At 57.9% G+C, this 13,884-nt stretch carries 12 protein-coding genes; all 12 read right to left on the reverse strand.

All coding sequences use genetic code 11. The features are described from left to right. Positions 1-8 precede the first annotated feature (8 nt). A complete protein-coding gene (locus tag ACTHO6_RS07785; RefSeq protein ID WP_440240971.1) occupies positions 9-1,079 on the reverse strand; it encodes an NAD(P)H-dependent flavin oxidoreductase in 1,071 nt (356 codons plus the stop codon). 32 nt (positions 1,080-1,111) lie between these two features. Then, positions 1,112-2,233: an NUDIX domain-containing protein gene (locus tag ACTHO6_RS07790; RefSeq protein ID WP_440240972.1), complete on the reverse strand. Its 1,122-nt coding sequence runs from the start codon at positions 2,231-2,233 to the stop codon at positions 1,112-1,114. Between the two features lie 344 nt (positions 2,234-2,577). Next, entirely contained in the window at positions 2,578-3,609 is a 1,032-nt protein-coding gene (locus tag ACTHO6_RS07795; protein ID WP_440240973.1) for a FecCD family ABC transporter permease, read from the reverse strand. A gap of 2 nt (positions 3,610-3,611) precedes the next feature. Then, complete coding sequence (locus ACTHO6_RS07800) at positions 3,612-4,667, reverse strand: FecCD family ABC transporter permease (protein ID WP_440240974.1); 1,056 nt, start codon at positions 4,665-4,667, stop codon at positions 3,612-3,614. 292 nt (positions 4,668-4,959) lie between these two features. Further along, entirely contained in the window at positions 4,960-6,438 is a 1,479-nt protein-coding gene (locus ACTHO6_RS07805) for a helix-turn-helix domain-containing protein (RefSeq protein WP_440240975.1), read from the reverse strand. A 192-nt stretch (positions 6,439-6,630) separates the two neighbouring features. After that, positions 6,631-7,632, reverse strand: coding sequence for an ABC transporter substrate-binding protein (locus ACTHO6_RS07810; RefSeq protein WP_440240976.1), 1,002 nt, complete (start codon positions 7,630-7,632; stop codon positions 6,631-6,633). Between the two features lie 213 nt (positions 7,633-7,845). Beyond that, a complete protein-coding gene (locus ACTHO6_RS07815) occupies positions 7,846-8,301 on the reverse strand; it encodes a heme-degrading domain-containing protein (RefSeq protein ID WP_440240977.1) in 456 nt (151 codons plus the stop codon). After that, positions 8,298-9,491 carry an MFS transporter gene (locus ACTHO6_RS07820; protein ID WP_440240978.1) on the reverse strand — a complete coding sequence of 398 codons (1,194 nt, stop codon included), beginning with the start codon at positions 9,489-9,491 and terminating at the stop codon, positions 8,298-8,300. The genes ACTHO6_RS07815 and ACTHO6_RS07820 overlap by 4 nt, the downstream gene beginning before the upstream one ends. Positions 9,492-9,500: 9 nt before the next feature. Further along, positions 9,501-10,241 carry an IclR family transcriptional regulator gene (locus ACTHO6_RS07825; RefSeq protein WP_440240979.1) on the reverse strand — a complete coding sequence of 247 codons (741 nt, stop codon included), beginning with the start codon at positions 10,239-10,241 and terminating at the stop codon, positions 9,501-9,503. Between the two features lie 215 nt (positions 10,242-10,456). Beyond that, entirely contained in the window at positions 10,457-11,194 is a 738-nt protein-coding gene (locus ACTHO6_RS07830; RefSeq protein WP_440240980.1) for a PIG-L deacetylase family protein, read from the reverse strand. Positions 11,195-11,204: 10 nt separating this feature from the next. Next, entirely contained in the window at positions 11,205-12,215 is a 1,011-nt protein-coding gene (locus ACTHO6_RS07835; protein WP_440240981.1) for an N-acetylglucosamine kinase, read from the reverse strand. Continuing rightward, positions 12,215-13,723 (reverse strand): argininosuccinate lyase, encoded by a 1,509-nt coding sequence (gene argH / locus ACTHO6_RS07840; protein WP_440240982.1) that lies wholly within the window; start codon positions 13,721-13,723, stop codon positions 12,215-12,217. Before argH ends, ACTHO6_RS07835 begins: the two co-directional genes overlap by 1 nt. Positions 13,724-13,884: the final 161 nt, after the last annotated feature.

Here is a 13,884-nt window from a genome sequence, read left to right on the forward strand (position 1 = left end):
CCGAATCCCTACCCCAAGCTGCCACATACCCGCTTGGTTTCCTCCACCAACTGCATAACAAGCTCGCCCGCCCCCAGCTCTCTGCCAAGTGGCGCAGCTTGTCCGGCCCACAGCGACATGTACCCGCTTTGCTGCTGTTTGCCGGAGGCCGCGCGAATGTCCTTGGTCAGGGCATTCAGCACCGGATAGGTCGGCAGTTCGTGCTCCAGCGGCGTCATTTTTCGGATGAAGTCGTTCTGGATTCCTCTCGCCCATTTTCCGGAAAACGCGCGCGTCAACACGATGTTCTCGTCGCTCGTTTCCCGAATGGCTTGCTTGTGCAGGGGATGTGCTCCGCTTTCCGGACACGTCAAAAACGCCGTCCCCAACTGTGCCGCTTCGGCTCCCAGCGCGAAAGCAGCAGCGATGCCTCGTCCATCCATCATCCCGCCGGCCGCAATCACGGGGATGCTTACCCGATCCACGATCTGCGGCACCAAAGCCATCGTGCCGATCAGATTGCTGGGAGCGTCCGGCAAAAACGAGCCGCGATGCCCGCCCGCTTCACTGCCCTGGGCCACAATCATGTCCACTCCGCAAGCTTCGAGGGCCACCGCCTCCCGCACCGTCGTAGCCGTCCCGATGACCGTTACCCCTTTTTGCTTCAGCGCCTGGAGCGAGCGAGGATCGAGCATGCCAAACGTAAAACTGAACACCGCAGGCGCCTCTTCCAGTACGACGGCCAACTGCTCGGCAAAATTTTCCGTAAAGCTCGTGATCGGGGGATCTTCCGGAATGTCCAGCTCGCGGCGAACCGCACGGAGCGCCGCAGTCACATTCGCAGCAATCGGCTGGCCCTCGTCGAAGTCTTCCGGGATGAACAGATTGACGCCAAAAGGCTTCTCGGTCCGCTCGCGAATGGCGCGGATCGCATCCCGGATGTGCCGGGGACTCATGTAGGCCGCTCCAAGCGTGCCCAGCCCTCCTGCTTCCGAGACGGCTGCCACCAGTTCCGGTGTCGTAGCCCCGCCCGCCATGGGCGCCTGAATAATCGGCCATTGGATAGACAGGCGTGAGGTAATCCGATTCGCTTTCCACATGCTTCCTCCACTCCCTTTGTCTGTTTCTTTTTTTATCGGCGCGTCCGGCTCTCGCGTGAAAGCAATTCCAGAAAATGCGCCAGCACGCGCGCTGTCAATCCCCAGATGACGCGTCCGTCCAGCTCGTAAAACAGATGCTCGACCGTGCCCGTGCGCCACGGATACCGTTTGCCGCCGGGAATCAGGTGATACGGAAAGTCCTTCTCCGGCTGAGTGACCAGCGAGGAAGTATACCGGCTAGGCTCTGCGGCAGCCAGTTTCTCAAGCGGGATGACAAACACCTCGCCGACCTCCTCGGGGTTCGGCTTCATATCCGCGATCCCCTCCACGTAGCCCACAAACGGATAAACGGCGGCATGGCCCGGCCCGATCAACCGATCCAGCTCCCCGACGTAGTGAATGTTCTGAAGCGGCACGCCCAGTTCCTCGCTCGTCTCCCGCCGCGCCGTCGCCCACTTCGATTCGTCGCCCTCCTCCGCCCGTCCGCCCGGAAAACAGATTTCGTTGGCCTGCCTGCGCATGGTGCTGGCCCGCTTTTCAAACAAGACTCCCAGCTTGCCGTCGTCCATTTTCACCAAAGGGAGCAAGATGCCAAATACGCCCTCCTGCCCCTCGCCGATCAGGCCTGGCTCGCGCTGCTTCAGCACCTGGGAAATCTCCTTCACAACCGCATCCACCGGCACCGGATCGGTCGCTTGCGCTGGAACCGATTCCGCCATTTCCGCCACTTCAATGAGGTTTTGGGCGGGATCGCGCACATAGATGGAACGGATCGGTCCCGTAGCCCCGGACCGATATACCGGTCCCTCCTCTATCTCCACTCCGCATGCGGTTACGTTTTCCATCACTTGTTCCAGCGGAACGGCGGCAATCAGGCATAAAGCGGCAACGCCTGGCTGCGAAAACCGGGCTTTCGGCTCCGCTCCGCGTTCTGCCAGATGAAGCCTGATTTGTTGCTGCCCAACCTGCAAGGCTCGCCCGCCGTTTTCAACAGTCACAACCTGCATGCCCAGCGCGCGCTCGTAAAACTGGCAGGCTGCTTCCAGATCATGGACAGTCAAAACCAGATGGTCCAGTCGTTCGATCACGCTCACCACTCCTTCCTGTCCCGTCCCTGAACGATTGTACGCTCCTGTCTCCTTCCGAATAGCCAAGCTGTCGAAATCCCATGTCTGTTACCACTATTATACAACCAAACGCCGCCTTACCAACCGCGAACGGATAGACGGGCGTGTTCTTTGCAGAGAACAGGCGAAGCATGGCGGGCCGACAAGCTTGTCGTAGCCGGGTAGCCGGATATGTGGCGAGCCTGCCCGGCGTCGTTTTTGTCTGCATACAAGAAAAAGGCGAGCGCCTCTCCCGGAACACCTGGTTCGGAAGATACGCTCGCTGCTTCGCGATTCGTACATGTTTGTTCGTTTGGGCGGGAGGTCGCTTGCGCCCGGTGTACGAGGGCAGGACCCTGGCACCTCCGCAGCGACGTCGCGCCCTTTTGTCTCTACGCCTTGGAACGGGCCAGCAAGTACAAGAAGTACGGAGCCCCGATCACAGCGACCACGATGCCCGTGGGAATCTCGGACGGCTGCAAAATCCAGCGTCCGATCGTGTCGGCGACGATGACCAGGAGCGCGCCTGTCAAGGCAGAGGTGGGCAAAAGCATCTCGTGCTTCGGCCCGACAAGCCTGCGGGCCAGGTGCGGCCCAATCAGACCGACAAAGCCGATCCCGCCGCTGACCGCCACGCACGAGGCAGCCAGTCCGACCGAGGCGCCCAACAGTTTAAGCTGCTCTTTCGCCACCGGAGCGCCAAGCCCAATCGACAGCTCCTCTCCCAGATTGAGAATGTTCATCACCCGCGCCTTGTAAAAGACGAAAGGCAAGAGGACGACAATCCACGGCAAGAGCGACAGGACGAATTTCCAGTTCGTTCCCCAAATGCTTCCGGCAAGCCATGTCGCCACGAACTGATATTTGTCCGGGCTCAGCTTGAGCGTCAGCACGATCATCGCCGCGCTCATCCCCGCAGCGACGGCAATCCCGGTCAGCAAAATACGAATCGGCAACACGCCTTTGTGGCGTTGATAGGAAAGAACGAAAATCAAGGCCGCAGTCAGGCTCGCGCCAACCAAAGCCAGCACCGGCAGCAAAAAGACGGGCGCGGCAGCCGTCGACGGATAGAAGGAAATGAACAGCATGACCATCAAGCCCGCGCCGGAGTTGATCCCCAAGATTCCCGGGTCCGCCAGGGCGTTGCGGGAGATCCCTTGAATGATGCAGCCGGAAACCGCCAGACCTGCGCCGATCAACAGCGAAATGACAATGCGCGGCAAGCGGAAGTCAAACAAAATCAGGTTCTGCTTCTCGGTGCCCTGCCCGAACAAGGTCTTGAGCAAATCCATCGGCGACAACCGGATGTATCCCGTGTTCATGCTGACGATGAAAGCAAGCAGGATGAGTACAGTAAGAATTGTCATGACAAGAATGCCCTTGCTGCGCTTGCGGGCATCCAGATAAGCCGTAGCTGGTTGCATCTTTACATCTCCCTTCTTTCTTTACGTGCGAGGTAAAGGAAGAACGGAACGCCAATCAGCGCAATAAGTGCTCCCAGAGGTGTTTCGTACGGCGGATTCACCATTCGCGCGGCCAGGTCGGCAAACACGACAAGCAAGCTGCCCAAAACGGCCGAGCATGGAATGACCCAGCGATAGTCGACCCCGACGAGATAGCGGGTTACGTGCGGAATAATCAGGCCGACAAAGCCAACCGCGCCTACGACCGCAACGGCCGAGCCTGCCAAAATCAGCACGATGACGGTGCCCGCCAGCTTGACGAGCGCTGTCCGCTGCCCCAGTCCTTTGGCGATCTCCTCGCCCAGACTGAGCATGGTAATCGAACGCGACAAAGCAATCGCCCCCAGGATGGCCGCCGCAATCCAGGGGAACATCACTTTCAGCTGGAACCATTTCGTTCCGGCTACTCCCCCTGCGTACCAGAAAGCGAGGTCTTGTCCGATTTTGAAGTACAGCGCGATTCCTTCGCTCAGCGCGGACAAAAGCGCACTGAGCGCCGCCCCGGCCAGTACGAGTCGCACAGGGGTCAGCCCGCCTTTGGCCATTGAGCCAATCCCGTAAACCAAGGCTGCTCCTACGCCTGCCCCCAAGAAGCCGTACAGGATCAAATACATGAACGGCATTCCCGGAAAAAACGCAAAGCAAAGCGCAATCACGAAGCCCGCCCCCGCATTCAGTCCGAGCAAGCCGGAGTCTGCGAGCGGATTGCGCGTCATCCCCTGCATGATCGCGCCTGCAACCGCAAAGCTGGCTCCGACCATCGCTCCTCCCAGCAAGCGGGGAAGGCGTATCTCCTGAATAATCTGATGTTGCGTGATATCCGGATTAAAATGAAAAATGGCGTCCCATACGACAGAAAACCGGATGTCGGCTGCCCCGAATGACACGGACAGAAACATGCCGAAGAGCAAGGCCAAAACGCCGCCCGTCAGAATCAGCGTTGCCGCCCACGGACGCGAACGAAACTGTTCCGCTTTCGATTTGGCTCCTTGTTTCAAAGAGTGTACCTGTTGACCCATACTAGCCACCTTTTCCATTCATGATGTACATTCACGAAAACGACGCTGTCTCCTTCCCTCTCCCAAAATCTGAAATTGATTCTTATTATCATAGTTGGATTTTAGGCGATGGACGAAAAGGGTGTCAATGGACAAAAGGGAGCTGTTTGGTACAAGCGGGAAACTTTCCGCGGCTCCCTACGCCAGCACCCTGAGAATATCGTCGATCTTTTTCCCGTTGGCAATGATCCCGTGATTCATCCAGGTGATAAAATCGACCTCGTACGCACACTGGTTGCGAACGGCCCGCAACTTACTGCCAGACAGGGTGCTGGATCAGCCGCTGTTCCGCGCCTTTGTCTTTTTCGTGCCATTTGTCAAACGCGTAGAAAACATGGTCGGGATCAAGCAGAGCGAGCCACTCCCACGGCTTCCCTGCCCGCGCCTCGGAGGTGGAAAGCGCTTGAACCAGCGGATGCGGCTGCAAGCCCACATCCTCGAACATCACGGGAGCCGTGTACGTTTTCTCCACGATAATCTTGTCAGGCAAGATGCGCAAAAACATAGCCGTCTGTCCCTTCATCCGGCGGGACAGCTTGCTTTTGGCAGCTACCGCCTTGCGGTCGTACTGCGCGATCGCCCGGTCGGCTCGATCGCGCCGATGGAGCCAATCGCCCAAAATGCGCATAGTCGTGCGCCAGTCAGGGCCAAGCTGCCGCACGAGGCACGTCCGCGCGATTTTTGCGCATTGCTCGTAGTGGGCCGATTCCCAGCCCGTGCAGGAGCGCAGCATGATGAGGTCCGGGTTGCTTTTGGACAACGTCTGCACCTCATCCCTAAGCACGTCAAAGGTCGGAACGTCCTGCAAGCCGAGGTAATCCTGTTTGCCCCAGTAGGAATGCGCCCATTGCACAATCGGCGTAATTCCCAGGGAGTACAGGTAGTCTTCCATGAACAGGGAAACGACGCGCAAATCGTCCCGGTGAACATTGCGGTACTTCCCTGGTGCAACCCCGACCATTTGCTTGAAGCGACGGTTGAAATAATATTCGCTGGTAAACCCGACATTTTGCGCGATTTCATGCACCCGGTCGCCCGTCAGCAGCAACAGCTGCTTGGCCCGCTTGATGCGCAAGCCGTTGATGTAGTCGAGCGGAATCTGTCCGGTCAACTCCTTGAACAACTGCGTATAGCGCCAGCGCGGAACGGCTGCCTCCTGCGCCAGCTGCTCGACTGTCAGCGGCTTTTGGTAATGCTGCTGGACGTACGCAATCGAGCGCTCCACGGCACGCAGCGGGTCCTCTGCCGACCTCCCCGCCGCATTTTGCCGGAGCAGGTCGCCCAGCATCGTCTCGAAGCGGATGTGATTGGCATAGCGCTCAAGCGGATCTGTCTCGTCGCGGCGGGCATAGATTTCCTCGATGCTCTCCACCAATCGGGAAAATGGCGTGCAAACCATCTCTCCTGTCCAAAAGCTCTGCGTCGCTTCCTCCTGTTGCGGGTGCAGCGGCACCCTCCGGAAAGTCAAGCGATAGTATTCAAGCTCCCGCTCCGCCGCGCATATGTACGCATGCCGCCCCGGCTCGACGATCCAGCAGCTTTCTTTTCCCAGGCAAAAGCGGGAGGAATCGACCTGCAAGCCCCCGCGTCCATCGATTGTCACGATCATGGTAAAGTCATGCGATTCGCGGCTGTCCTGGCACGTATGCGATGCGAGAACTCCCCGTTCCATGCCCGTCAGCACATAAATCGCCGATGGGTACAGCTGTCCATTCGTACCGTTCGTGTCCATACCCTCACCCATCACATGAGAATGATTATCATTGTATATTATACGGGGGCAGTCGGGATTTGCCAAGCAAAAGAGCAGGTCCGGCTATGGCGGATGGCTTTGTCACACAGAAAAGGGCGGCCCGCGACGCAGTTTCACCTGCTCCGGGTCACCCTCTTCCTGCTGCCTCCCAGTTTGCCGACACGCCTGGCTCTAGTGGACGAACGTCTTGAGCAGATCGTCAGCTTTCATCATGTTCGCCAGGACCGCGCCAGACTGCCAGTGCGTCCGGTCCATCTGGTAGACATGTCCTTTTTTCACCGCCGGAACGGATTGCCAGAGCGGGTCCTGAAGAATTTTCAGCGCCTCCTGGTTTTCCGGGGAATCCCAGCCGCCGTTGGACGGGAAAATGATGATGTGGTCCGCATGGATCGACGGAATCGCTTCCTCGCTCAGCACCACGTGCGTATCCTGGTTTTTCGCCGCTTCATAAGGCTGTAGCCCCAGCTCCTTGTAGATGACGCCCGTGTACACGTTGCCTTCTCCAAACAGAGCCAGTGTCGGCTTGTCCCCCACGTTCAGGCGGATGACGGCCACGGTTTCCTTGCCGATTGCCTTTACCAGCTTCGCGCGGGCGTCTGCCATTTTTGCCTCGTACTTTTTCACAGCCTCGTCGGCTTTTTCCGGGATGCCCAATACGTCGGCGATTTTTTTCAGTCGGCCAATCGTGTCGTTGCGCAGTTCATCCGGCAGTTTATAGGTAGGCGCTACCTTGCTGTACTGTTCGTATTTCGCGGCATCCGCGCCTCCGTCGACGATAATCAGGTCAGGGTTGGCGGCAATCAGCGCCTCCATGCTGCCTGTGATGTCAAATTGCGGCACATCCAGCCCGAGGTAGTCCTGTTTGCCCCATGCCGGGTGGTACCACTGGACGATCGGCGTCACGCCCAAGGCCAGCAAGTAGTCCTCCTGATAGATGGCCGCCACTCGCTTAGGATGCGCGGGAATCGTGACCTCTCCGTACGCATCCCGGACGACTCTCGTTTCCGCTGATGCCTCCTTGCCGTCTGCCGCTGGCTTTTGTCCGGCTTGCTGCTGCTCGGTGCTTGCCGCCTGCGGTTCCGGCGCTTTCTCTGTGCACGCTGCGAGTCCTGCCAGCGCGATCAGCAGGATAGCCCCCCATGTGAATGCGATTGTCCGCCTCTTTCTCCTCATGCTTCTGCCCTCTCCTCTTTTACGGATGCGTTTGTGATGATTCTCATTCTCACAATCTTTTTTCATCCTCATCTTATGGGGTTGCCTGCTGACAAACAATGCACGTTCTCCAGTTTTTTTTGTCCAAACTCACGACAAGCTCCCGGCCCTCACGCTACCCGCTGCAAAGAGAGAAAAAGCCGGATTCCCCCGAGGAAATCCGGCCTGTTTGCTTTACTTTTCCAAAAATCTTCTGATCCCTTCGACAGCGTACTCATGATCCAGCTGGCCAGTCAACCCCGCTACCGTCACGGAACCGACTACGCCAACTCCCGCGATGCGGATGGGAAACGATCCGCCTACCGCCTGATATTCAGAAGGAGGAAGCAGGGAAGCTTCCGCATGGGTCGACCCGTTTTGCGCAAAACGGGTTTCGATATAGAGGGAGCTGCGGTTGTAGTGGTCTACCACCTTTTTCTTGCGGGATAGCCATGCCACATTCTCTTCTGACGTGCCGTCCATCAGGTGGGTGAACAGCGGGACGCGGTTGCGCTCGATATGGACAGCGATGCTGGTCCCTTGTTCTTTGGCGTAAGCAATGATCGCCAGTCCCAGGCGCAGCGCGTCTTCATTCGTAAAGCTTGGGAAGGCCAAGTCCCTTTCCAATTGTTCCAGTTCAGTCAAACTCATTTGTCGTCACTCCCGATAAGCTGTGTTTTTTGATCCAACCGATAGCTGTATGAAGCAAGAACGAGGGCGATTCCCACCATGATGGCGCCGACCCATGCTGTGTCCAGGTAGGTCATCTCCTTCACGACATAGCCGCCCAGTGCAGAACCGGCCGCGATGCCGACATTGAACGCAGAAATATTGAGGGCGGAGGCGACCTCTTTGGCAGAGGGAGCATATTTCTCCGCGAGGATCACGATATACGCCTGTACCCCCGGCGACATCATGAAAGCAAAGAAGCCGAGCAGCAATAATGCCGCGAGACTCAGGGAGTGGCTTGGCAGCAGCCACATTTGCAGAAGAAGCACGACTCCCTGCAAGAGAAATACGGAGCGCAGCGCCTTGACGGGTTGGCGATCGGCGAGTTTGCCGCCTACGAGGTTACCGACTGCCACCGCCATGCCGTAAGCAAGCAGGAGCAACGCTATCGCGCTTTCGGAATATCCACTGACTTCTTCTAAAATCGGCGAAATGTACGTGAACAATGGAAACGTTCCGCCAAATCCAAGCGCCGTCATGAGAAGGGCCATGACAATGCGCCGATTCAGAATCAGCTGGCTCATGCTTCGCAAGGATACCGCCTTTGCCGAAGCAGGTAATGTGTCGATGGCAGACAGGATCGCCACGAAAGCAATAGCCCCCAGCACGGCCACAGCGGCAAAAGTGAAGCGCCAGCCGAATTGTTGGCCGATATAGGTGCCAAAAGGAACACCGATAATCGTCGCGACCGTCAACCCGGTGAACATCAGGGATAAAGCGGTCGCTTTTTTGGTAGCCGGCACCATGTCGGTAGCCACTGTTGCCGCAATCGCGAAAAACACCCCGTGAGCCAAAGCCGTAACCACTCGCGCACTCATGAGCAACCCGTACGTCTGGGCGAGCGCAGCCAGAAGATTGCCCAGTGTAAAGATTGCCATGAGAAGCAGGAGCATTCCTTTCTTCGGAAAACGTCCGATGATTGCCGTAACGAACGGCGTTCCGATGGCAATCGCAGCGGCATAGCCGGAAACGAGAGTGGCAGATCGGGTCAGGGTAATGCCCAGATCGCTGGCCACAGTTGGGAGAAGCCCCACAATCACAAACTCGGTTGTCCCGATCGCAAAGGCACAAATCGCGAGAGATACAAGCGCGAGATATACTTTGAAAGACATAGGTTTCCTCTACTTTCCTAATTGTTGCGAGATTTGCTGACAGCAGGCCACCAGCTTTTTGCTCCACGTGCGAATCGCTTGCTTGGTCAAGCGGGTGGTCGGCGCAGCGATGGAGACGGCAGCCGTTACCTCTCCTTTGTAAAAAAGAGGAGCGGCAATACACCGCAATCCGATTTGGGCTTCCTCGTCATCGAGAGCGTAGCCCTGCTGACGGATGACTTTCAGGTGCTCTTTTAACAAATGCAGATCATCAAACGTATTTTTCGTTTGCGCCCGCAGTTCGATTTGCCGAAGGATGGCTTCCTGTCTGTTCGGATCCAAGAAAGCCAGGATGGCTTTGCCATACGCACTGTGATGGGCAGGAGCCTGGCTGCCTACCTGTGAGCAGTACGCATACCCATGGATGCCTTCGATGATTTGCGTGGTGACAATCTGGGTCTGGTGAAGCACACCCACACATAGCGTTTCTCCAATCTCTCTGCTCAACTGCGCGAGCAGAGGAACGGAAAGCCATTGCTGTCGGGGATTGACGCTCACGTGCTGCTTGCCGCCTTTTTCCGTCGCGACGTACGCCAGGCCCTCTTTTTTGACATATCCCATCTGTTCCAGCGTGTACAACAAGCGAAAAGTCGTAGATTTATTCAGGTCAAAGGCACGCATGATTTCCGTCAGCGTCAACCGGTCGTTTTGCTGTAATGCGTCAAGAATCAACAGCCCTTTTTTTAAAGTGGCCACTTCATAGGGGCTCATCTGCCTTTCACCTCCCTGTTGATGTCACCATGATAAAAGGCGATTCGCCCGAAAGCAAACTCCCCCTCAAAAGTTTCAAATAGAGAAACCATGCCGACCAGGAACAAGAAAAGGCGGGTGTCTCTTCCACGTCCACCCGCTAACAAAAAAAGGATACCTGTCGACGCAGGTATCCTTTTTCGCTTGCATCAGGCCCGCGATCCAGCAAGCCTGTCCTATAGCTCGATTACCGGGATGCCGTTCGTTCCCTGGACGGGTTCGATCTGCCTGCCTCCCGACCGCACGAGCGTGTAATACTCGTAGCAGCCGATCACCGAAAAGTCGCCGTCGATGACGCCCGGATAGGCGCGATTGACGGAATAGACCTGACTTTGGTGGGCGCGCAGCGCTTCCCCTTTTTGCGTCCGGTACTCGGTAATGTCTACCTTGCCGGTGATCGGAACAGCAGGCTCGGGGCCGCTGTCCTGGCAATGGTCGTAATAATGCGGAATCGAAACGTAGTACAAATCCGGATATTCCCCCCAGGCAAGCTGCTCCTCTGCCTGCTCGACAGCCAGCGTCGTCGCTTTGCAGGTGACAATATGATCGGGGTGCCCTGTCACGCCATCCGGCGGAAACGTAATGACGACGTTCGGCTTCCACTCCACGATGGCATTCCGAATTTTGGCGGTCAGCTCGTACACATCTGTGTTTTGCAGGGAGCCGTCTGCATAGCGGAGCAAATCCACTCGCTTGATGCCCAGCACCTCGGCCGCCCTGGCCAGCTCCTGCTCCCGGTGGCGGGCCAGTTCTTCCCTGCATTCAATCGCAAACGGACCTGAGCGCCCCTTGCAGCCGGACGTCATGCACAAGAGGTACGTCTCCTGGCCGTTTGCCTCGCATTTGGCCAATGTTCCTCCGCAGGCGAAGGACTCGTCATCCGGGTGGGGAAAAACAACCATCACTTTTTTCATGTCTGACACCTCACTTGCTGCCGGATTGACGCTCCAGATACGCCAATCCTTTTGCTAGGACACCGTTGATCGGGTCGCTTTGCCCGTTTGCGATGACTGCCTGGGACGCATAGCGCTGGACATGCTCCACGACTATCTGGCGGACGCGGCCATCGTTTTGCAGCACTCCGCCCTGTAGAACCATCTGAAACGGCTTTTGCTTCATGTCCAAGGCATCGATGACAGCGCGAACCGCAGAAAACAGCTCGTCTCCCGCCACCTGCAAAATGTTCGCCGCCACTTGATCTCCCGCGAGCGCCGCCCGGCTGACCAAAGGAGACAGCTCCCCTACCTTTTCGACCGAGTAGCGCTCGCTGTACGTCCAATTGAATAGCTCCTCGACGTGCGCAAGCCCTACGTGCGAAAGCAAAAGCTCCTTCAAAAGCGTCGGCGCGCCACGGCCGTCCGCTGCCCGCAGCACAGCCATGATCGCCTGCCTGCCGATCCAGTAGCCGCTTCCTTCGTCGCCGACCCGATGGCCCCAGCCGCCGGCGCGGGCCGTTTTCTGTGCCTCGTTGACGCCAAAGGCGATGGAGCCGGTCCCGGCGATGACCAGGATGCCGGGCTTGCCGCCAGTCGCGCCGAGCAAGGCGGCAAACCCGTCGTTTTCCACGATCAGATGACGGACGCGGATGCCAAGCTGATCGAGCCCCTTGCTCACCATCCGCGAGATGACCCGCCGATCCTGCTCCGTGTCCAAACCCGCGATCCCGAATACCGCGCAGTCCACTTCCCATTCCCGCTCGCCTGCGCCCTGGCCGAAGACAAACGGCAGCAGAGCGCCGCGCCCGGCCGCATCCTCCATCGCTTGCCGAATCGCCTCGACCAGCTCGCGAGCGGCTGCTTCTTCCCCGATTCCTTGATAATTGCAAGCGCCCGCACGACCACGGCCGACTGCTCTTGCCGCTCGGTCCGCGAGCACCGCCACGCATTTGGTGCCCCCTCCGTCCACGGCGAGAAGAGGTATTCGCACCACTGCCATTACCCCACACTCCATTCGGTTGTCGTCTGATCGAGCTTGTTTCTTCTATCCGTATTGGCTTGCTTTTTCGCTGCAAGCCATGCCTTTTCCTGCTGGAGAACAACTCTGCGTTCGGCGATCATCCGCTTGATTTCTTCCGGATTCGGTCCGCCCGGCAGCTTGCGGATCCTGACAAAATGCACCGGATCGAGCGCTTCCCGCAACTCCTCTGCCGTAATCGCCAGCGCCCGCCCTATTACCTCTGCGGCGGCACGGTTGACCAGCGCAAGGCTGATCTGGTTGGCCAAAAGCTGCGCGCTCGCCGCTTCCTGGACTACGCGGCTCACGATGCGATGGGCCTTGCGAAACGAAAGGCGATCCGTCCGCACCAGCGTATCCGCCAGCTCCGTCACGGTCGCAAAGCTGGCTTTGGCCCGTTCCAGCAAGCCGTCCTTGTCGACTTCCATCGTCCCGACGACGCAGGCCATCAGGCGATACATCTGCTCCAGAACATCCATACTTTTCCAGACGTACGGCTGCATATCGTCTTCCGTGTCGACAATGTCGCCAAACGGCGTGTTGTGCATCATCGTCAAAACAGTCGCTGCGTTTCCGGCGCTGCTGGACAGCAAGGATCGCATATGTTCAAAGGAGACCGGATTGCGCTTTTGCGGCATGATCGAGCTGATCTGTACGTACGGACTGGCGACTTTCAGCGCGCCAAACTCCTGCGTGCACCAAAGCAGCATGTCCTGGACGGTGCGCCCCAGGTTAATCGCGGCCAACTGTACCGCCGTCGCCACCTCGCCCAAGTAATCCGCTCCGCAGACGGCGTCGTACGAATTTTCCACCAGTTCGTCAAAGCCGAGCAAATCGCGCATCCGCTCGCGGCTGATGGCAAAGCCGGAGGTCGTCAGGGCGGCGGCCCCCATCGGGGAACGGTTGACGGTCTGATACGCCTGGATCAGCCGCTTGATATCGCGACTAAGAAGATCTGTCGCCGCCATGATGTAATGCCCCATGGTCGTTGGCTGCGCCTGCTGGGTATGCGTATAGCCAAGCATGATCGTCTCGACGTGTTCTTGTGCAAAGAGGAGCAAATGCTCTTTCAGATAGAGGGCCGAAGTGATCGTCACCAACAATTTTTCCCGCAGCACCATGCGGTAGATCGTGATCCCCATGTCGTTGCGGCTGCGGGCCAGGTGCAGGTTGCCCGCCACATCGGGGGCCAGCTCCAGCAAACGGCTCTCTACCTGAAAGAACAAATCTTCAAACTGCCCGGTATAGGCCGAGCGACGCAACTCTTCCAGTTCGATCCCGCAGAGCGCGCGGGCAATCTGCTTGGCCTCTTCTTCCGTAATCAAATTCGACTCGCGCAGCATGACCAGATGCGCCTTGTTGATTGTCATCATCGGCTGCAACAGATGGTGTTTGGCCTGATCGAAGGCCGGCTCCAAAACCGCCTCGACGTACGTCTTCCCGGGAAAACTGATTCCCTCCTGCACAAATATGCGCTCTCTGTAATCCATCCCACTTGCCTCTCCTTCCCGGCCGCTTGTTCAAGCTCGTCATTTTTCTGAGACGAATGCGTGTCTCTCGGCTTGAGTTTCGCGCACCTCTCCCCCTCGGCAGCGCCCATGTTTCCCCTCGGGTCGAGGAGACGACCGCTCCCGATCGTCTCGCTCTTCCC

Origin of the sequence: Brevibacillus sp. SAFN-007a, from assembly GCF_051967035.1 — a bacterium.
In the GTDB taxonomy this organism is placed as follows: domain Bacteria; phylum Bacillota; class Bacilli; order Brevibacillales; family Brevibacillaceae; genus Brevibacillus.

Bases quoted from the DNA above. Each gene is read 5' to 3' on its own strand.
- ACTHO6_RS07785 (WP_440240971.1), bottom strand. From the start codon at position 1,079: ATGTGGAAAGCGAATCGGATTACCTCACGCCTGTCTATCCAATGGCCG.
- ACTHO6_RS07795 (WP_440240973.1), bottom strand. From the start codon at position 3,609: ATGCAACCAGCTACGGCTTATCTGGATGCCCGCAAGCGCAGCAAGGGC.
- ACTHO6_RS07800 (WP_440240974.1), bottom strand. From the start codon at position 4,667: ATGGGTCAACAGGTACACTCTTTGAAACAAGGAGCCAAATCGAAAGCG.
- ACTHO6_RS07805 (WP_440240975.1), bottom strand. From the start codon at position 6,438: ATGGACACGAACGGTACGAATGGACAGCTGTACCCATCGGCGATTTAT.
- ACTHO6_RS07810 (WP_440240976.1), bottom strand. From the start codon at position 7,632: ATGAGGAGAAAGAGGCGGACAATCGCATTCACATGGGGGGCTATCCTG.
- ACTHO6_RS07815 (WP_440240977.1), bottom strand. From the start codon at position 8,301: ATGAGTTTGACTGAACTGGAACAATTGGAAAGGGACTTGGCCTTCCCA.
- ACTHO6_RS07820 (WP_440240978.1), bottom strand. From the start codon at position 9,491: ATGTCTTTCAAAGTATATCTCGCGCTTGTATCTCTCGCGATTTGTGCC.
- ACTHO6_RS07825 (WP_440240979.1), bottom strand. From the start codon at position 10,241: ATGAGCCCCTATGAAGTGGCCACTTTAAAAAAAGGGCTGTTGATTCTT.
- ACTHO6_RS07830 (WP_440240980.1), bottom strand. From the start codon at position 11,194: ATGAAAAAAGTGATGGTTGTTTTTCCCCACCCGGATGACGAGTCCTTC.
- ACTHO6_RS07835 (WP_440240981.1), bottom strand. From the start codon at position 12,215: ATGGCAGTGGTGCGAATACCTCTTCTCGCCGTGGACGGAGGGGGCACC.
- argH (WP_440240982.1), bottom strand. From the start codon at position 13,723: ATGGATTACAGAGAGCGCATATTTGTGCAGGAGGGAATCAGTTTTCCC.